Genomic DNA, 18,859 nt, shown 5'->3' with positions numbered 1-18,859 from the left:
CTGTATTTTCCTGAAATTGGTGTGCTCGTACAAAGCGTTTCCCTTCAATTCAAGAAAACACCTATTTCCAAATTGGAAATAGGTGTTTCAAACGCTCTATTCTTCTGGAAGTAGAACAATCTTGCCTAATTTACCCGCCTTTTTAAAATATACCTGCGCATCTCTCGCCTTTTCTAACGGAAAAGTTCGATCTATAACGGGTTTGATTTTACCTTCCGCTATCGCTTCAAGCATGCGTTTGAATTCGTCTCTCTTCCCAAGAACAGAGCCGTAAAGAGTAATGTGCTTTAAGTACATTGTTCTAAAATCAAGTTCTGTCTTCTGGCCACCAGCTGATCCTGATGTACAAAACTTGCCGCCTTTCTTTAATACTTGAAGCGACGTTGCAAACAGAGCGTCTCCTACTACGTCTAATACCGAATCAATCGGACCACCGTTTGCTTCGATGATTTCTTCAGCGAGCTGCTTCGATTTATAGGAAAGCACATGAGTGGCACCGAGTTCTTTAAGCTGATCTTCTAGGGCAAGGTCGCCAACGATCGCAATCACCTTAGCTCCGAATACGCGAGAAGCGATTTGAACATTGAGCGATCCAACGCCACCGTTCGCCCCAGTTACCATGATCGTTTCACCTGGCTTGGCTTGAATTTGTTCAACCATGTGCCAGGCCGTCATTCCACTTACAGAGAAAACAGCGCTTTCTGTAAAGTCTGGAAGAGGCATATCAAAGCATAATTCCGCCGGCCAAACGACGTATTCAGCATAGCCACCGTCGTATTCAGAGCCAATGAATGACATATCTTCAGAAATATGCTCCAATCCTTCTTCTCCACTAGAGGTAAATGGAAAAAGCACAACATCTTTTCCGATCATCTTCTCGTTATGTTCATTGCCGGCTTTTATGATTGTTCCGGTAATATCAGACCCTGGCGTTCTTGGAAACTGAACTCCTTCTGGACGCCATCCAGATTTCTTACCTGTTCCATAAGCTCCTTCTCTCATCCAAATTTCCGTGTTATTGATGGCGCATGCTTTCACCTTAACGAGCACCTCATCCGCTTTTGGTTCAGGTATCGCTTGCTCCACCACCTCTAATTGATCCACATCACCGTACCCCATTACTTGAACTGCTTTCATTCATTTATTTCCTCCATTCAGCAGAGGGCGGTGCCTGTCACCACCCGATATTTGTCACATTATGTCTTGTTGGATATTTTATCAGTTTCTTTCTCAAGATAGTAGTAATAGGGTGATTCATTTGATTGAGAAAGTAGGTAGTCCGTATGAGAAATGAACACATTGTTCAGCAAACCGTTCAGCGTGCTCAGGAAAAGAAAGCGAACAAAGGCGATGACCATCAGCTTCACTGGTGGCAATTAACGCTCATTGGAATAGGCTCTATTATCGGAGCTGGATTTTTTCTTGGTACCGGTCTATCCATTGAACGAGCAGGTCCTTCTGTTCTTATCGACTACTTAATTGCCGGTGTTATCGCCTTTCTCGTGTTTAGCGCACTCGCTGAGATGTCTGTCCATGACAAAGAGACGGGTTCTTTTAGAAAGTATGCTCAAATGGCTTTCGGTCATTCAATGGGATTCATGAGCGGATGGATGTACTGGGTGTCAGGCTTGCTCATTATGGCGAGTGAAATTACAGCGCTAGGGCTTTTCACCCAGTATTGGTTCCCGTCTGCACCGCTCTGGCTATTGATGATCCTCTATACAGCACTTGGGATAGGGATTAATCTCTTAGGGGTGAACAATTTCAGTACGCTAGAATCACTGTTTGCTGTAGTAAAACTAGCCACACTCATCGGATTTATTGGCTTTAGCTTACTCTTTTTATTTGATGTAGTTGCACCAGCGTCCTCTGTTCAAACCGACACAGTGAAGATGATCTCCCTTTTTCCAAACGGCTTAATGGGTACATGGTCTGCGATGATCTTCGTTCTTTTCTCATTTGGTGGGATTGCGGTCGTAGGGTTAATGTCGAGCGAGCTTAAACATAAAGATGAAACACCCAAAGCCGGACTCGCTACCGTTGTGATTCTGACCGTTCTTTATTTGTTATCGATTTTCTTTATTCTCTATATGGTTTCATGGACGGTGATTAGCGAAGAGGAAAGCCCATTCGTCACCGCCCTTTCGCAGTTTCAAATTCCTTTTATCGGATCGATATTTACGATCATTTTAATCACCGCAGCTTTTTCCACTATGGTTGGAGCCTTATTTTCCATTACGAAGGTGCTTGTCTCTCTTAGTCACGCTGGAGATGCTCCTAAATTACTTGATCAACACACGAAAAAGGGCGTTGCCACACGGGCATTGGCCTTGAATGCTATCGCACTCGGCATCATGATTTTCGTATCTTACGTGTTACCCGATAAAGTGTATGAATACTTAACAACAGCAGCAGGGATTATGTTGATTCTAAACTGGGTGGTCATCCTCTCTTCCCAAATCAAAAACCGCCGTCATTACATTGAAACACCAACGAAGAAAAGATACTTTAAAATGATTGGAGCGCCCTTCACCTCCGTCCTCGGCATTGTTCTCATTTTCATCGTTATAGCAGGGGCTGCTTTTCAAGAAAGTGAACGGATTGGACTATTTATTAGCATTGGGATAATGGCGATTATTTTCATTTCGTATTTTTTTGTGAGAAAGAAGACACGATCTACTCGCGAATGAAGGCATCACAAAACAAAAAAAGCCCTCCGTCGAAAATAACAGAGGGCTCTCTTCCTAAATTAATAGAGCTTCCCATGACGATAAAGAATATTCGAAAGCTTCATCACGGTGTGAATATAACAATTCTGTCTAAGGGCAAATGGATCACTAAAGAACTGCGGATAAATTTCGTCCATCGTTTCCTTCATTTTCTTAAAGAGAAGCGAGAATACTTCTTCCTCACTGTAGAACTGTGTTTCTCTTCCTTGTAGCCATTCAAAATACGATACGATAACACCGCCGGCATTCGCCAGGATATCTGGAATAACGAGCACACCATCTTCACTAAGCTTTCGGTCGGCGCCAAGGGTAATCGGACCATTCGCTCCTTCTACGATCATACGCGCTTTCACTTTATCGACGTTGTCTTCATGGATTTGGTCTTCAAGTGCAGCTAAAATCAGAATATCTGTATCAAGATAAAGCACATCCTCCCGATCTTGAATGTCAGCTTTAATATTATTTTGGCTCAACGCTTCATCCGTTGTCGGCAAATCTCCATCATGATTAGAAGTGAACTCAATAAGCGCCTTCACATCAAGTCCATCTTCATTATAAAGCGTAACGTTACGATCACTTACCGCTACAACTTTAGTATCTAAATAGTTACAGCTGTAGGATTCAAGTGCCGCAACAGACCCAACGTTACCGAACCCTTGAATACCAATCGTGAGAGGGCGTTTCGAATGCTCAAGCGCCGTCTTCGCAAATCGGTTCTCATTTTTCTTAAACCACTCTTCATTCTCCTTCACAAAATTATGAAGCATGTAACGAAGCGTATAGTAAACCCCTTTTCCAGTCGCTTCTCTTCGACCAAGCGACCCACCGTTCACCTGACTTTTTCCAGTAAAGCTTCCGCGATAAGGACGACCTTGATGAATGTTTTTGTATTCGCCCATCATCCAGTCCATTTCTCGTTCACCTGTTCCCACATCTGGCGCAGGGATATCTTTATCCGGACCTAATATATCGCAAAAATTTTGAACGTACGTTTTCGAAATCGTATGTAATTCTTTTTCAGAGAATTCACGAGGATTGATCACTACGCCGCCTTTTCCTCCACCAAATGGTACATCGTGAAGCGCATTCTTAAGCGTCATCAGCGTCGCGAGGTTAATCACTTCATCCTCTTCAACTGTTTCATGGAATCGAATACCACCTTTATACGGGCCGACAGCATTATTATGCTGTACGCGGAAAGCGGGAATTCGTAAAATCTTGCCGTTCTCAAGAGGAACGCGAAGAAATGATTTTTGAATTTGGTTCGGTGTAGAGAGAATCGATTCAAGCGACTTGAACGCATTCTCACGATCTTCGTCCTTGAAATTTGGTAAAAACGATTCATCTTCGAGTAGTGCATTTAATGATTCTTGAACAACTTCTCCATATTTACTAGCCAATTTCATCCCTCCATTATTTTCTAGTCTATTAATATCGTACCCTTTTGAAACTAGTTCAAACGGGCTGGATGAAAAGGCTTACTAATTTTTTTAACACAATCAAAAAATCCACCGTACTACCTAGCAACGCTTGATAAAAAAAAGCCTGGCATGAGGCGGAAAACGCTCATGCCAGGCTTGGAATTTAAAGATCTGATTCTTTTAACGTTGATCCGCCGGAAAGACGACGCCGATTTGCTTACGTGCTTCATCCATGACTTCCACTGACCGAAGAGAATTTTCATGTGAATTAATCGAAGACTCCAATTGACCAGACTGAATGAGCTCAATAAACTCCTTCGCTTCATACATCATCGTATGAGACTGGTTCTGTGTGAGATCTTCAATTGATCCATCTCGATAGTGGATTTTCACATCAAACGGTGAACCTATTTTATCGATTAGAATGCTACCATTCTCTCCTTGAATTTCGGACGGAAGATGAGAATCTGTGATTTTGGAATACATGATCACCGCTTCTTTGTCTTCATAACTAAGCAAAATACTACCTTCTCCATCAACACCAGACTCAAGCATAACGCCTTCTGCTTTAATCGACTGTGGCATTCCTAACATTGAGACAACGGGGTACACACCATATACACCGATATCCATCAGTGAACCATTGGAGAATTTCGGGTTAAAGGCATTTAACACCGTTCCTTCTTTATAAGCATCGTAGCGAGATGAATACTGACCGTAATTTGCAACAAAGCGACGTACCTGTCCAATCTTATGCAAGTTCTCTCGCACCATTTGCATGTTTGGCATAACAGTAGACTTCATTGCTTCCATTAGAAGAACCCCGTTCCGAGAAGCAGCCTCAACCATCTGTGTAACCTCGCGCTTATTTGACGCCATCGGCTTCTCACAAAGCACGTGCTTCCCAGCATTCATGAAAATAACCGACTGCTCTGCATGAAGCGAATTCGGACTCGCGATATAGACCGCGTCGATCACATCGCTGTTAGCCATCTCCTCGAGACTCGTAAACGTCGCTTCTGCTCCATGCTTCTCAGCAAAAGCTTGCGCCTTCTCTTCAGTTCTAGAGTAAACTGCCGTTAGCTTAAATTCGCTAAGCTCATTTGCCCCAGCGAGAAAATTATCCGTAATCTTATTCGTGCCAACCACACCAAAACGTACCATCGTATTCCTCCTATTTTGTTCGACAGGTGACAGGCACCGCCCGCCTTACGCCGAAATGTGTCACATTATGTAATTAGATTTAGTTTAACGCTGTCCGTGCATCGTTTCAATGGAAATGAATCAAACAAACGCAATGCTGCATAAGCATTGCGTTAGTTTATTCGCTTTGTTCTATTTCCCTTTCATACCTATCATACATCGTTTCCAGTGTCCTCAAGCTACTATCAAATGTACCATGAAGATTACCGTATTGAATTTGTAGCAATTCTCGAGTTAAGAAATTCGTATCTTTCAGCTCTTCTACACTTTCTTCAATCGCAAGACAGTTCTCAATGGAAAGACGCAATTGTTTCTCGACATCAGCAGAATACGTCTCTTCAAAAGACAAATCGATTAATACATTTCTCGCTTGCTTGACATCAAATGCTACATTATCAAGATCCTCTTTCGTCAAGACGAACGCCTTCTCACTCATAAGCCATTCTTGGTCATACATCTGCAGTATATATTGAAGACGATCCATTGTTAGATCATCCCCTGAGCCTTCAGCATACTTCTTGCTTAATCCATTCATCTTCTCGGTATAATCTTCTACAAGATAAGGATCCGGGCTGTAGGAGATCGATCGATGCAAACTAAGAGAAGAATAAGGGTAAAACCAGGTGATGATAGCGAAGAAAAGCACCAGCGCGCCAATGAGAGATAAGATCGCAAGCTTTGTTTTACGTGACATTACGAGTGACAGGCACCACCCGAATCCCCTCGAATGCTGTCGAATCAAATCAAGCGCACCCCAAGCTGCTTCTCTAGCCATTTCGGTACAGCGAACCTAGCTGTCATTAATGGATCCACTACCTGACAGACTTCCACTTGACCAACGGCACTCATCAGCATTGTTGCTTCCCCAATGGACATGCCTGTTTTTTCAGCAACCCTCTCAACCATTAGCTCTGTCGCAAGCTTCACGGCATCATCAAGCGTTTCGGCCGAGGCAATCTGTGTCACAACCTCTTTGTTTTCTAACATTGGTTGAACCAGTGGCTCTCCCTCTAACACTTCAAGCTTAACGGTCGCTCTTCCAGGCACTTCAATGCCCGATACACTGACTTCTCCATCCCCCATTGCCGCGTGGAAATCACCTAATCCAAACAGTGCTCCTTCCGCAAATACTGGGAAATACAGCACGGCTCCTACTGTTACCATCTTGTTATCCATGTTTCCACCGTGAGCCCCAGGGGTGCCGCATGAAATGCCTTCTCCTTCAGGCGCAACTCCAATCACTCCGATCATCGGATTGAGCGGAATCATAAGGCCATTGAAGTGGGCTACGCCATCTTGAATAGGAATAATCTTAGACTCCATCTCTTTCAAACGGTGCCCCATAATACCAAGCTCCGGTCCAACGACCATAACACCCTGATCTCCAATCTCGAGCTTTTCAATCGTCACTTTTAACACATCTCCAGGTTTTGCTTCATTCACATAGATTGGCCCAGTCGCTGGATTCACTCGGTTCCAATCAATCCCGCTAATCTCATCTTCTTCGGTTTGAAGCTGATTTTCAAAACAGTCATACGTCACAATTTCTATCGTCGCGCCTGATGGAACAACTTTTACTGGCTTATGAGACTTATTAAAATCATAAATAACAGAATCGTTCATAAGTAAATCCATTTAGCATTCCTCCAACTGTTTCATTATTAAGATAATTTTAACAGTTTGAAACCGTCCTTGACTACTTTATTCGCTTAACTCCTAAGTACTCTTCAAATAACTAGTTCTGTGAAAATAGTCTCGAAACCGCAAGTTTATTCGGTCATTCGCAGGTCACTATCTTATTACGACTAGTTATTTAATCCCGATTTTCTTAATAGCATCCTTACAATCTATTAACATTCACTTCAAATCTATCACGTAGACTATGGGCTGTGAGAAAAAATGATTCAGGGGGAACCTACACATGTTTACTAAAAATGTTAAAAAGAAACTCATTCCATTCGCTGTGATTTCATCATTAGCCGTTGCAGGATATGCTGGTGTATCTACAGATACAGAAGCGAAATCCGATAACATCAAAAAAAATAAGAATGAAATCGAGAATGTCATTTTCTTAATCGGTGACGGTATGGGGCCGGGCTATACAACGGCTTACCGCTCATTTATGGATGATAAAACAACACCTTATATGGAAAAAACAGCTTTTGATGAGTATCTAGTAGGCGCTCAAGAAACGTATTCATGGGATCCTGAAGAAAGCGTAACGGACTCTGCTGCAGCAGGAACGGCAATGGCTGCAGGGGTAAAAACTTATAACGGCGCGATATCAGTTGACGTGGACAAAAACGAAGTAAAGACCGTTCTAGAAGAAGCTAAGGAAAATAAGAAAGCAACTGGTCTTGTCTCTACTTCTCAAATTAACCATGCAACGCCAGCATCGTTCGGTGCGCATGATGAAGATCGCAATAACTACAACGACATCGCTGACGATTATTATGATGAGATGATTAACGGTGAGCATAAAGTAGATGTACTACTTGGCGGAGGAACATCTTACTTCGAGCGCTCAGATCGCAACCTAACAGAAGAATTTCAAGAAGATGGCTACAGCTATGTAACATCGAAGGATGAGCTTAATCAAGATCATAACGAACAAATCCTTGGCCTTTTCGCTCCAAAAGGAATGGATAAAGCGATCGACCGTACAGAAGATACACCATCTCTTGAAGAAATGACTGATGCCGCGCTTAACCGCTTAAGTGAAGATAAGGATGGCTTCTTCCTTATGGTAGAAGGTAGTCAAATTGACTGGGCTGGTCATGATAACGACGCTGTGGCAGCGATGAGTGAAATGGAAGACTTCGAGAAAGCTTACGCAGCAGCGATTGAATTTGCGAAAAAGGACAAGCATACGCTCGTCGTTACAACGGCTGACCACTCTACTGGTGGCTTCGCAATGGGACGTGACGGTGAATACAAATGGGATCCTGCCCCACTAAAAGCAGCGAAAAAGACACCTGACTACATGGCAGCACAGATCGCTGATGGCGCTGATGTTGAGAAAACACTTACCGAAAACATCGATCTTGACTTAACATCTGAAGAAATCACTTCTGTCAAAAAAGCCACTGAAACGAATGACGTTGTAGAAATTGACAATGCCATTGAAAAAATCTTTGATCTCCGTTCAGGTACTGGCTGGACAACTGCCGGACATACTGGTGTTGACGTGAACGTCTATGCTTACGGTCCACAATCTGAAAAGTTCGCAGGTCTTCACGACAATAGTGAAACAGGGCAATTGGTGATGGATCTTCTAAATGCGAAACAGAAAGGCGATCACGAGAAAGACGACGATCATGATGAAGATGACGATCGTGACCATGACAACGATCACCACAAGAAAGACAAATAAGGAAGAAACTCCCGTTGCTTTAAATGCATCGGGACTTTTCTTACTGATGAAGGAGTTTGGTTCAAGTGAATTATGTACTTGTTGCGCTTTTATCAGCATCCCTTTTTCTCGGAGGGTGTGCAGCGAACAATACTGAAAAGGGTGCGGAATCACAAACAGAGAATTCTACAACTACCGAAAAGTCTGAAACGAAGAGTGAACAAAAAGAGAATACTATTGTAATCGACAGCCCTCAGGCGCCTGATGACAGCTCGCTAACAGAAGTTGGTCAAACATTCCAGGATGCAGACGGTTCCATTAAGTTAAAAGCTGTTTCTGATTATAACGAGAAAACAGAAATTGGTGATGTTGAGTTAACCATTTCAGATGTTAAAGTAATGAAATACGAGCCCTCCCCTGACTTGATTGATTTCTTCCACGGATATTCTACGAATGAAGAGAAATTCAACTATGTGAAGGTTCGGGTCAATATGAAAAACACATCGGATGAAACGGTTAACTTCGCTCCTGTTTCCTTACTTGAAACGAGTGATGGAGAGAAAAAAGGATACGACGATGATTTTTACTTGGAGAGTCTTTACGGAGATTTTGCTCCGGGTGAAGAACGGATCGGTCAGCTCGGTTTCGTATTGAACGAAACTGACGTTGAGAATCTCCAGTCGCTTACGATTCACACGAGCAACGTATTCGATGACCAGAAAGAAACGATCACGAATAGTAAGGAGATCACGATTCCTTTTTAAAGATGCCCTACGGGGTGTCTTTTTATATTTCGCGGATAAAAAGAGCGTTTCGCGGAATTAAGTGATGTTTTCGCGGAAAAAAACCGATTATCGCGGAATTATTTCAATTTCCGCGGAAATAAGCTGTTAAGTTCCCTATCAGATTCAGTTCATCTTCCTACTTCATACCGTTTTATATCCCTTTTTTAAGTACCATAAGAAATAAGTTACAAAAGATAGACCTAGCCCACCGAAGAGAAAGACTGATTGAAGTTTGTACCCTTTGTTTTCGGTCATCCAGTCCATCACAACATAAAAAACCGCTGCCAAATCTAGCATCCACATCTCCTCCAGAGTGTTTGATTACTAGATTATAAGCAAGCGGTTTGGAATATATACCAACTTTTTCATTATGTGAGTGAATTAAGGCGATCGGTTAGCTGCATGAATGACTCGCGGTCACGAGAATCAAGGGCCTGGTCAATTTCTTTCTTTAGAATGTCCTGTTTTTGTTCGATACTGGAAGCATTGATGTGTGCGATGAGCTGTTCGACCATTTCCTGTCTCTTTTCCGAAATCTGATTTTGGTAGACGTTTCGATTCTCCATCATCCAATCCTCCATTCATATTTATAGAAACGTGTTAACGTTTTCTATGCGATTAATTACAGTTTAACCGATTTTTACGAAATTTAAACAATAGTTTAGAAGATTCTAATAAATGGAGTCGAATTTTGTACTATTTTACTAGACTAGAGCTTAGAAAGTCTTAGTGATCATCTTCCTGCTTGGAAGCAGCAATTTGTGCAGAAGTCGTTTCGATCAGAGAGCGCTCCTTTTCCTTATGGTGCCTTCTAAGGGAAATAAATAGCGCTCTACTATAAAACCCTGATAATCGACCTTAATTCAAAATAATGTCGGCGAGTCCCTGACCAACTCCCCCAAAGCCTATGAAGGCGATGCGATGCGCCACTTGTGACACCTCCGTTTAGATTGATTGAAGCATTTCGTGCGCTGTTTTCGTTAGAATCGCTGTTCCAATCGGAAGACAGCGTTCATCAATATCAAATATAGGTGTATGAAGCTCCCTACTAATCCCGTCTCTTATTGCACTACCAAGGAAAAACATCGCTGCCGGCACTCGCTCTGCCATATAGGCAAAATCTTCACCGCCCAGGCCAAATGGTCCATGCGCAATTTCCATTTCTGGATCTAACTCAGTCACAACCTTTTCAATGATGCGATTCACGCGCGGTGAATTTCTGAGAGCAGGCTCGCCATGCTCAACATGAAACTCATATGTCCCGCCAAGTGCCTCCGCTATCTTAAATGCTTTTTCAAGCTCTATGGTTAATTTCTCTCTCGCTTCTGAAGAATAAGACCGAAATGTTCCAACTATCCTCACTTCATCTGGAATAACGTTGCTAGCACTGCCAGCGTGAATCTCACCAATGCTTGCCACTGCTGTCTCAAGGGGCGAAATGCGACGATTCACAATGCTATAGAGCGCTGGAAGCACAGAACATAACATCCAGATCGGATCCGATCCCAAATGAGGATACCCTCCGTGCCCCCCTGAGCCAGTTATCACTCCTTCAAATATGTCGACATTCGCCATGCTATCTCCATCATTTACTTGAATAACACCTACCGGCTGCCATGGACATACATGAAGCGCAACAGCTGCTTCCACGTCGTCTAACACCCCATCCAAAATCATATAAGAAGCACCTGAAAGGCCGCTCTCATCCGTTGCTTCTTCAGCAGGTTGGAAAATGAGCTTCACCGTACCTTGAAGACTTCCATTACGCAGATCCTCAACTAGCAGCTTCGCAACGCCAAGTAACATCGCCGTGTGAGCATCATGACCACAGGCGTGCATCACGCCATCGTGCTTCGAACAATAGGCGTGAGTACCTGATTCGTGAATAGGGAGGGCATCCATGTCAGCTCTAATGGCAATGGTTGGTCCTGTTCCTCCACTAATTGTTCCAACTACTCCATGCCCCCCACACGCGTGAATGTGAGGCACACCGATTTCCCGTAAAGTTGTAGCAACGAATTCAGCCGTTTGCTTCTCTTGAAAGCTCAGTTCAGGATGCGCATGAAGCGTTCGCCGAAACCTTACTAACTCCTCCTTCATCGCCTCCGCTCGCTCCATTTCCGTATGCTTCGGCGCCATGACCGTCCCTCCTTTGCCTTCTGTCTACACCTTCGCCTCGCTGGATACGGATTGGAACGCCTGTTCAAGATCAGCAATCAAATCCTCAACATCCTCAATTCCCGCTGAATATCTGACGAGACCTTCTGGAATGCCCATAAGTGCCCGCTCTTCTGGCGTACATTCAACATGGCTCGTTGTACGAGAAGGTCCTACTGTCGTTTCCACCGCCCCGAGATTCGCCGCTCGGTTGGCATATTTTAATTTTGGAAGTAACTGACGCATCGTTTCAACGCCGCCTTTCACAGAGAAGCTGAACATTCCTCCGAAATCCTTCATCTGTTTCTTCGCAATCTCATGGCCTGGGTGCGTTTCAAGCCCCGGGTAAAAAACGGCTTCTACAAGCTCCTGAGTTTGGAGATATCTCGCAACCTTCATCGCGTTTTCACACTGTTTCTTCACCCTTAGATGCAATGTTTTCATACCTCTTAAAAGGAGATATGCGGCCATCGGATCCATTGTCGCTCCATTGATTTCTCGGTAGTGGTAGATTTTCTCGATCAGTTCTTTTCTTCCACAAATAACGCCTCCAAGTGCATCGGCATGGCCACCGAGAAACTTCGTTGCGCTATGAAGCACAAGATCAACACCGAGCTCGAGCGGATTTTGATTAATTGGCGTAGCGAACGTATTATCTACCACGACAAGTGCACCAACATCGTGACCTGCTTTCGCCATGCGCTTGATGTCCGTAATTTTTACCGTTGGATTTGTTGGCGTCTCGAGATAGAGAATCTTACATCCCTTTGCTACTTCCTCCTCAATCATCTCGTGATCTCCTGTTTCACATAACACGACTTCGATGTTCAACCTTGGCAGAAACTCGGTGAAGATTTTATTCGTACCTCCATATGTATCCTTAATGGATACGATACGGTCGCCAGGCAAAAGAAAAGTCGAGAGAGTGTTGCTGATGGCGGCCATCCCCGTCGAGAAACTAGTAGCTGACTCAGCCCCTTCAAGAGCTTTCACTTTGTCTTCAAAAGCCTGAACAGTTGGATTCGTATTTCGTCCGTAAATATGTCCCTTCTTGTTTCCAACCGCAACTTCATACCATTCGTCCATATCGTCATACCCATAAGCTACACTAAGAACGACCGGAACCTGAGTGGCCCCATGTACAAGATAATCCTTTTCCCCTGCCCATACCGCTTTTGTCCCATTGTTTGTTTTCTTCATCTTCATCATCTCCTTTTTCTAACTAGTGAATGGATGCCCATGCTTTCTTTTCCTTAAGCAAGTTGTACGTATACAGAGCGATCGCTGTGTCCTGGACACCCGTTCCAGTTAAATCGCATACCGTTACTTGCTCGTTAGTCACTCTGCCTTTCATACGCCCCGCCGTAATCTCACCAATTTCAATTGCCTTCTTCATCATTTGTTCCTTATTAACCGCATGGTGAATTTCTCCTAGTATACGAGACTGATTTTTCACATCACATACAAGAAGGTCCGCCCTTTCTAGAACTCCCGCTTCAAGCTCCTGCTTCGCTTCGGCATCTGATCCCATCGCGGTAATATGAAGGCCGCTGTGCAGCCATTCCTCTTTGATAATCGGGGTTGTCGCAGGGGTGGTTGTCACCACAATATCGCTATTCCGTACAACGTCTTCCGCGCTCGCTGCCTCAACCTTTATCCCAAGCCCAGCCTCCATGTCTTTCATATAGCGCGCAACGTTCTCTTCCTTCCGCCCATACACTAGTAGTCTTTCAATTGGACGTACGCGTGAAATCGTCTCAAGCTGATAGCGCGCCTGACTTCCTGATCCAATAACTCCTGCCGTTCGTGCGTCTTCTCTTGAAAGATGCTTCGCCGCCACTGCCCCTGCGGCTGCAGTTCGAATATCCGTTAAATATCCATTATCGAGAAGGAGCGCCTCAGGCTTTCCTGTTTGTGAGTCAAAAAGCATCATGAGACCATTTCCACTAGGTAATCCTCGTTTGTCATTATCAAAAAAACCCGTTGATACTTTGATCGCGAAATAATCTAGTCCTTCCACATAAGCTGATTTCACATCAACTTCTCCGTTGTAAGAAGGAATATCGATCCGCATAATCGGAGGCATCTCTACTCGCTTTGTAGCAAGACTCGTGAACGCATCCTCCACTACTTGAATGGTCTCCGCATTCAGACCAACATGCTTTCGAATCTCTTCCTCTGTTAAAAGAATCATCACATCACTCCTACACCGCATCATTATCCATCGCAAAAAGATTTGTTGCGGTAATTAGTTTTCGCGGCATGTTTGCCAGCACCTCAATGCCTGAATTAGTGACGTAAAAAGACTCACTAATTTCAATACCAAAATCGTCATACCAGATTCCTGGAATCATATGAAAAGCCATATTCGGCTTCAATACTGTTCGATCCCCCTGTCTGATGCTCGCCGTATGTTCACCCCAATCTGGCGGATAATTCAACCCCATGGAATACCCAATCCGCGAATCCTTGATAACACCGTACTTCGCAATTGTTCTGCGCCAAACTTCCTCCAATTCCTCGCACGTGACGCCTGGCTTCGCAAATGCAAGAGCTTCATTCAATCCTTCAACGACAACACTTGCGATGTCGTTCACTCGATCTTCCTGAGGACCGATCGATACCGTTCGAGCCATTGGACAGTGGTATCGTTTATAACAGCCAGCCAGCTCAATAATAACGAGATCTTTATCTCGGTACTTTTTATCAGACCAAGTTAGATGCGGTGTACATGTGTTTTCACCAGAAGGGAGCATGGGCACAATAGCAGGATAATCACCGCCGAACTCAGGCGTACCACGAATCAAACTTTGATAAATATCGCCAACCACATCACATTCACGAACCCCTTCTGCAATGGACTGAATCGCCTTTGTCATGCCACCTTCAACAAGTCTTGCCGCATTGCGAATATACGCAATTTCCTGATCTGACTTGATCATCCTCACATGATTGACGAGCAGCGTCGCGTTTTTCCAAACCGCATTCGGTAGTCCTTTTTTTAGATGTTCGAACGCAAGGGCCGAGAAATAATAAGCCCCCATCTCCACACCAATGACGCGATTTCCCTGACCAATTTGTCGCAGAATATCTGCTACAAAATCCATTGGATGCTTGACGTCTGAATGAACATAGTCATCCGTATAGGAAATGATGTTCTCACGATAGAGCCACGTCGTCGCTTTCGCACCATTCGCATCCATTTTTCTGCCGATCCAGAGCGGATGCTCTTCATCAATGATGACAACGACCATCTGATCAACATAGAAGGACCAACCGTCATAACCAGAGAGATAATTCATATTTGCTGGATCAGTGATCAACAACACTTCAAGCCCTTCCGCTTCCATCCGTCTCTTCGTGCGCTGAATCCGCTCCTGAAATTCACTCATCTCAAATGATTGCATCGAGATCATTCCCCCTCCCGCTATTTTATTTCTGAATATTTAGTTAATTAATTACATTCATCATACCTAACAGGAGGTTTTTAAGACATCCGCTAAATTGTATGAAGTTTACCTTTTCGGTTTAGACAATTTTAATCATGAGAGTTCTCTTGTAAACAAAAAAGGCAGTACCCCCACCCGGGTACCACCTTCTGAACATTACGATTTTACTTCAATAATATAAGTTGTTATTTCTTTAATTCTTCCATCCTTGAACTTATTAAATCGATAGGTTTCACAGAAAGCATAGACTTTCTTCTCTTCTAAGTCATTCGTTGTATGAATTGTTCCTTCGACAGCGGCAGTGATGCCATGCGTAATAATCGTCTTAATGGTTAATTCAATCTTTCCTTCTCGAGGCATCTCCTGAAACGCTCTCTCGAATGCATCTATTCCACTAATTTCATCTTCGCCTACCATATTCCACTTAATATCATCTGTCACACTATTTAAAACAATTTCCTTATTCCCTCGTATAAATGCTTCGTTAAACTCCTGAAGTAATTTGCCTTTCGCAGTCGCCATCACTCATTCGCCTCCATTACGTTTAAAGTATGTTCAAATAAGACAGCTCCTAAATCCAGTTCACTCCCCATAGACTGTGCAATAGAATCATATAAAATGTCATAATGACCGTTACAATCATGAAAATCACCGTAATAAACCTATAAGGTAGACCTTTTTTAAAAGTGATAATCGAAACAATAAACGAAATAGTAGCCATTGCATAGTAAGCAAAGAACAGCGGATAAAATGTATAAGGGCCTATAAACAGACAGAACACTGCAAACTGAAGAATGAAAGCTAAAAAAGAGAATGATAGCCATAGTAAGGAACTTTTGTACACCAATGCAGTAACAATCGACAATAGGAAAGTACAAGAAAGTAGGACGACAAGGGACCATTCGTAAACAAAAAACAACGATTCGTTCGATACCGCTAGAAAGTATCCAATAATTGATAACGGAAGAATAGCTAGTAGGAGAAGCGCATTTATCTTAATATAGCTTAATTCATTCAGCTTCAAATGATCATGACTTAATTCCGTTGAAGTCAAAAGCGTCCCTCCTTTAAAACGTCGGAATCTCTTAACCCAACCGACCAAATTTTGATGCTTAAATCAAGTAAAAACACGTCATCAGGATTCACTAAAGATAGCCTTGTCAACGATTCAATTTTTCTTAGTCGATACAGAAGAGACTGCCTATGAAGATTGAGCTTTCGAGCGGTTTGACTTACGTTCCCATTATTTAAATGATAGGCAGTGAACGTACCGATAAGATCCATCTTTCGCTTCTCATCGTAATCAACGAGCGGGGTGATCGTTGACATCGTAACCTCCTGCACATCCTTATCATACGAGAGACGTTGCAACAAACGATTGATTTTCGTATCTTCATAATCAATTCGACTGCCCGCGCCTTTTTGTTTTCTTCCAAGCTCTAGAGCTACGCATGCTTTACTGTAGCTGTCTTCGAAAACAATCACGCCATCACCATGCTGCGCGATCCCCCAAGTAAGCAAGACCCCAGGAAGCAATCGGCTCAACCTCCTCTCCAATAAGTCGAGGTATTGATTCACAAGTTCATTCGTTCCAGGGGTCGTTTCTAGAAAGATAAGTAGCTTCGATTCTTGAACGGTTGTCAGAACTCTCTTCTGAATCGTTTCTCCAGCAAGAAGAATTTCCTCGCTCACATAATAGATCATACTTTCAAACCAGTGTTGGTAAGAAGCAAATCCATCTTGATTTTTTCTGAATAGCTCCTCAAGATTATCAAGTTCCCCTACAACACAAACATAGGGTAGCGTGAGGTTATATCCGAGGAGTTTTCCTCTTGAAAGAAGACGCTCTTTCGATACAAATTCTCCATTTGCTAAACTAAGAATAAAATCATCCTTTAATCGTATTTCCGTCTCTTCAATCGCGCTATCTTTTAGAAAAGAAAGGGCCGCAGCAGTTGTGGCATGCTCAAGAAGATTCGTATCCAAATTGTTCGGATGATTAACGGAAAATATCACCATTTGACCCTGTTCCTTACCTGCAGACTGAATTCTCATCAACAGTCCAGGAGTATCACCAATGACGATTTTCTCCATTTTTTTATGAAGAGGATGAAGATTTCCATCATGAACAACGGTCACATGGCACTCACAGTGGCGTTGCCAATGAATAACATGTTCAGTGGTACACCCTGCTTTGCCTTTCACTCTTCCTAAAGGGTCAGTGATCAGGACAGGAGAGCTGAGATGTTTATGAACATAACGAGCTATATCTGAAAAGCTCCCGCCTTGAAGAACCATTTCTAAGAGACGTTGCTGTACCTCTTCTGATCGCTTCAGCTCTTCCTGCTGATAGTGATTAATTTTCTCCATACAAGAATGAATCACATCGGAAAACCGAATTTCCCAGGTCATTTCAATAAGAACAAAACCCCTCTGTTCTGCGAAGGAAATCACCCGTTTTGGAATATCATATAAATGTCGACCTGTTGCAAGGGCAAGGGCTGAAGCGCCTGATTCATAAACATCCTGGACAAAACGAAGCAAAGCATCTGAATCGTTGCCAAGACCCACGCCAGTGGAAAGAACGAACTCATACTGACGCACAAAATTTTCAACAGGTGTTTCAATTACTGAGACCCACTCGACTTGTTTTTGTTCGAGATGAGACTTTCCAGAAAGGACTCTTGCATCCGCAAGCATTGGTAACGTTGTGATTTCCCAAAGATTAACAGCCATCTTCATCATCCTTGTGTGCGGAAATGATCTCAAGCAAACGGTCAACATCCACATTACTCCCGCTTACAAGCGCCGCTGTTCTCAACCCTATTTTTCTCGTTTTTTTATGTAAAAGGACTGAAACAGCTGTTGCTGCAGCTCCTTCAACTCCAATCTGATGGTGTCGGAATAGAAAGGACATGCCACGCGCAATCTCTTCTTCTGAAAGCAACACGATATCATCCACGTAATTCTTCACCATCGTGAACGTGTATCGATTATCCGTCCCTATCCCACCTAGTAAACTATCAGCTAGCGTTGTTTCTTCAGGTATAATCACGGGACGATTCGCGCGAACACTTTCGTACATCACAGCTGCACGCTTCATTGAAACTCCGATTACCTGAATGTTCGGATTCGTCGCTTTCAATCCGAGTGCAATTCCTGATAGAAGGCCTCCTCCTGACAAAGGGATCACGCACGTATCGAGGTTCGGAAGTTCTTCAAGTAGTTCAAGTGCAATCGTTCCTTGTCCAGCGATGACTTCAGGATCATCGAATGGTTTAATAACCGTCATCCCTTCCCGATCTCGCAGTTCATAGCTAAACGCCTCAGCATCATCTTGATTTTGACCAGCTTTTCGAACTTCCGCTCCCATCTCACTAAGCTTCTTCACTTTATTTATAGGAACGCGATTCGAGATGCAAATATGTGCTCTCACTCCAAGCAGCCTTGCTACATAAGCCACCGCTAATCCGTGATTACCGGTAGAGAACGTCGTAACACCTTTCTTCCGTTCTTCCTCTGACAAACTCAGAATCTTATTGGCTGCTCCCCGCAATTTAAACGAACCCGTTTCCTGAAGGTTCTCTAATTTAAGATAAGCCGCTGTATCACTTACACTTGAAAGTCTTTCTGATTGAACGAGAGGGGTTGTTTTAATAAATGATGCAATGCGCTTCTTAGCGATCCAAATATCTTGGAGCGAAGGCGGGGTTACGGTTATTGGTTGAAGGCGATTATGGGAAGTGACCATATGCAATGATGC

18 protein-coding genes are annotated in these 18,859 nt (G+C 43.4%); 3 read left to right on the top strand and 15 right to left on the bottom strand.

All coding sequences use genetic code 11. The features are described 5' to 3' along the window. Positions 1 to 96 precede the first annotated feature (96 nt). Positions 97 to 1,137, bottom strand: a complete 1,041-nt coding sequence (locus AC0VYJ_RS05785) for a zinc-binding dehydrogenase (protein ID WP_475366803.1) — start codon at positions 1,135 to 1,137, stop codon at positions 97 to 99. Positions 1,138 to 1,283: 146 nt separating this feature from the next. Here AC0VYJ_RS05785 and AC0VYJ_RS05780 point away from each other — a divergent pair, with 146 nt between their 5' ends. Beyond that, on the top strand, positions 1,284 to 2,690 hold the full coding sequence (locus AC0VYJ_RS05780) for an amino acid permease (RefSeq protein ID WP_475366802.1): 1,407 nt from the start codon (positions 1,284 to 1,286) through the stop codon (positions 2,688 to 2,690). 59 nt (positions 2,691 to 2,749) lie between these two features. Here AC0VYJ_RS05780 and AC0VYJ_RS05775 read toward each other — a convergent pair whose 3' ends face one another. The 4 genes from AC0VYJ_RS05775 to AC0VYJ_RS05760 form a co-directional block, all read right to left on the bottom strand. Next, a complete protein-coding gene (locus AC0VYJ_RS05775) occupies positions 2,750 to 4,129 on the bottom strand; it encodes a Glu/Leu/Phe/Val family dehydrogenase (protein ID WP_475366801.1) in 1,380 nt (459 codons plus the stop codon). A gap of 201 nt (positions 4,130 to 4,330) precedes the next feature. Then, entirely contained in the window at positions 4,331 to 5,314 is a 984-nt protein-coding gene (locus AC0VYJ_RS05770; protein ID WP_475366800.1) for a Gfo/Idh/MocA family protein, read from the bottom strand. Between the two features lie 157 nt (positions 5,315 to 5,471). Continuing rightward, entirely contained in the window at positions 5,472 to 6,047 is a 576-nt protein-coding gene (locus tag AC0VYJ_RS05765; RefSeq protein ID WP_475366799.1) for a hypothetical protein, read from the bottom strand. A 44-nt stretch (positions 6,048 to 6,091) separates the two neighbouring features. Next, positions 6,092 to 6,988, bottom strand: a complete 897-nt coding sequence (locus AC0VYJ_RS05760) for an acetamidase/formamidase family protein (protein ID WP_475366798.1) — start codon at positions 6,986 to 6,988, stop codon at positions 6,092 to 6,094. Between the two features lie 286 nt (positions 6,989 to 7,274). On the opposite strand from AC0VYJ_RS05760, the gene AC0VYJ_RS05755 reads away from it, so the two are divergent. Further along, positions 7,275 to 8,726 carry an alkaline phosphatase gene (locus AC0VYJ_RS05755; protein WP_475366797.1) on the top strand — a complete coding sequence of 484 codons (1,452 nt, stop codon included), beginning with the start codon at positions 7,275 to 7,277 and terminating at the stop codon, positions 8,724 to 8,726. 65 nt (positions 8,727 to 8,791) lie between these two features. Beyond that, positions 8,792 to 9,469 (top strand): DUF4352 domain-containing protein, encoded by a 678-nt coding sequence (locus AC0VYJ_RS05750; protein ID WP_475366796.1) that lies wholly within the window; start codon positions 8,792 to 8,794, stop codon positions 9,467 to 9,469. A 162-nt stretch (positions 9,470 to 9,631) separates the two neighbouring features. On the opposite strand, the gene AC0VYJ_RS05745 is transcribed toward AC0VYJ_RS05750, so the two are convergent. The 10 genes from AC0VYJ_RS05745 to AC0VYJ_RS05700 form a co-directional block, all read right to left on the bottom strand. Next, positions 9,632 to 9,787, bottom strand: coding sequence for a hypothetical protein (locus AC0VYJ_RS05745; RefSeq protein WP_194220587.1), 156 nt, complete (start codon positions 9,785 to 9,787; stop codon positions 9,632 to 9,634). 71 nt (positions 9,788 to 9,858) lie between these two features. After that, complete coding sequence (locus AC0VYJ_RS05740) at positions 9,859 to 10,056, bottom strand: IDEAL domain-containing protein (protein WP_427392031.1); 198 nt, start codon at positions 10,054 to 10,056, stop codon at positions 9,859 to 9,861. Positions 10,057 to 10,435: 379 nt separating this feature from the next. After that, complete coding sequence (locus AC0VYJ_RS05735; RefSeq protein WP_475366795.1) at positions 10,436 to 11,629, bottom strand: M20 metallopeptidase family protein; 1,194 nt, start codon at positions 11,627 to 11,629, stop codon at positions 10,436 to 10,438. Between the two features lie 24 nt (positions 11,630 to 11,653). Further along, the gene (locus AC0VYJ_RS05730; protein WP_430244637.1) at positions 11,654 to 12,856 is read right to left on the bottom strand and encodes a cystathionine gamma-synthase family protein; all 1,203 of its coding nucleotides are present in this window, start codon (positions 12,854 to 12,856) and stop codon (positions 11,654 to 11,656) included. 13 nt (positions 12,857 to 12,869) lie between these two features. Further along, entirely contained in the window at positions 12,870 to 13,841 is a 972-nt protein-coding gene (locus AC0VYJ_RS05725; protein WP_475366794.1) for a cyclodeaminase, read from the bottom strand. Positions 13,842 to 13,851: 10 nt separating this feature from the next. Then, the gene (locus AC0VYJ_RS05720; protein WP_430244643.1) at positions 13,852 to 15,054 is read right to left on the bottom strand and encodes a M24 family metallopeptidase; all 1,203 of its coding nucleotides are present in this window, start codon (positions 15,052 to 15,054) and stop codon (positions 13,852 to 13,854) included. A 198-nt stretch (positions 15,055 to 15,252) separates the two neighbouring features. Continuing rightward, positions 15,253 to 15,618: a nuclear transport factor 2 family protein gene (locus AC0VYJ_RS05715; protein ID WP_475366793.1), complete on the bottom strand. Its 366-nt coding sequence runs from the start codon at positions 15,616 to 15,618 to the stop codon at positions 15,253 to 15,255. Positions 15,619 to 15,667: 49 nt separating this feature from the next. Continuing rightward, a complete protein-coding gene (locus AC0VYJ_RS05710; RefSeq protein WP_430244650.1) occupies positions 15,668 to 16,150 on the bottom strand; it encodes a hypothetical protein in 483 nt (160 codons plus the stop codon). Then, complete coding sequence (locus AC0VYJ_RS05705) at positions 16,147 to 17,832, bottom strand: PucR family transcriptional regulator (protein WP_475366792.1); 1,686 nt, start codon at positions 17,830 to 17,832, stop codon at positions 16,147 to 16,149. Before AC0VYJ_RS05705 ends, AC0VYJ_RS05710 begins: the two co-directional genes overlap by 4 nt. Further along, the gene (locus tag AC0VYJ_RS05700; RefSeq protein WP_475366791.1) at positions 17,822 to 18,847 is read right to left on the bottom strand and encodes a pyridoxal-phosphate dependent enzyme; all 1,026 of its coding nucleotides are present in this window, start codon (positions 18,845 to 18,847) and stop codon (positions 17,822 to 17,824) included. Before AC0VYJ_RS05700 ends, AC0VYJ_RS05705 begins: the two co-directional genes overlap by 11 nt. Positions 18,848 to 18,859: the final 12 nt, after the last annotated feature.

It is taken from the genome of Anaerobacillus sp. 63XJN7_5_ISO-PGPR-S23-430, assembly GCF_056173695.1.
This window is presented reverse-complemented; position numbering and strand designations above follow the sequence as displayed.

Coding starts and splice junctions, on each gene's coding strand:
- AC0VYJ_RS05785 (WP_475366803.1), bottom strand. CDS start 1,137: ATGAAAGCAGTTCAAGTAATGGGGTACGGTGATGTGGATCAATTAGAG.
- AC0VYJ_RS05780 (WP_475366802.1), top strand. CDS start 1,284: ATGAGAAATGAACACATTGTTCAGCAAACCGTTCAGCGTGCTCAGGAA.
- AC0VYJ_RS05770 (WP_475366800.1), bottom strand. CDS start 5,314: ATGGTACGTTTTGGTGTGGTTGGCACGAATAAGATTACGGATAATTTT.
- AC0VYJ_RS05765 (WP_475366799.1), bottom strand. CDS start 6,047: ATGTCACGTAAAACAAAGCTTGCGATCTTATCTCTCATTGGCGCGCTG.
- AC0VYJ_RS05760 (WP_475366798.1), bottom strand. CDS start 6,988: ATGGATTTACTTATGAACGATTCTGTTATTTATGATTTTAATAAGTCT.
- AC0VYJ_RS05755 (WP_475366797.1), top strand. CDS start 7,275: ATGTTTACTAAAAATGTTAAAAAGAAACTCATTCCATTCGCTGTGATT.
- AC0VYJ_RS05745 (WP_194220587.1), bottom strand. CDS start 9,787: ATGCTAGATTTGGCAGCGGTTTTTTATGTTGTGATGGACTGGATGACC.
- AC0VYJ_RS05740 (WP_427392031.1), bottom strand. CDS start 10,056: ATGGAGAATCGAAACGTCTACCAAAATCAGATTTCGGAAAAGAGACAG.
- AC0VYJ_RS05735 (WP_475366795.1), bottom strand. CDS start 11,629: ATGGCGCCGAAGCATACGGAAATGGAGCGAGCGGAGGCGATGAAGGAG.
- AC0VYJ_RS05730 (WP_430244637.1), bottom strand. CDS start 12,856: ATGATGAAGATGAAGAAAACAAACAATGGGACAAAAGCGGTATGGGCA.
- AC0VYJ_RS05725 (WP_475366794.1), bottom strand. CDS start 13,841: ATGATTCTTTTAACAGAGGAAGAGATTCGAAAGCATGTTGGTCTGAAT.
- AC0VYJ_RS05720 (WP_430244643.1), bottom strand. CDS start 15,054: ATGCAATCATTTGAGATGAGTGAATTTCAGGAGCGGATTCAGCGCACG.
- AC0VYJ_RS05715 (WP_475366793.1), bottom strand. CDS start 15,618: ATGGCGACTGCGAAAGGCAAATTACTTCAGGAGTTTAACGAAGCATTT.
- AC0VYJ_RS05705 (WP_475366792.1), bottom strand. CDS start 17,832: ATGGCTGTTAATCTTTGGGAAATCACAACGTTACCAATGCTTGCGGAT.
- AC0VYJ_RS05700 (WP_475366791.1), bottom strand. CDS start 18,847: ATGGTCACTTCCCATAATCGCCTTCAACCAATAACCGTAACCCCGCCT.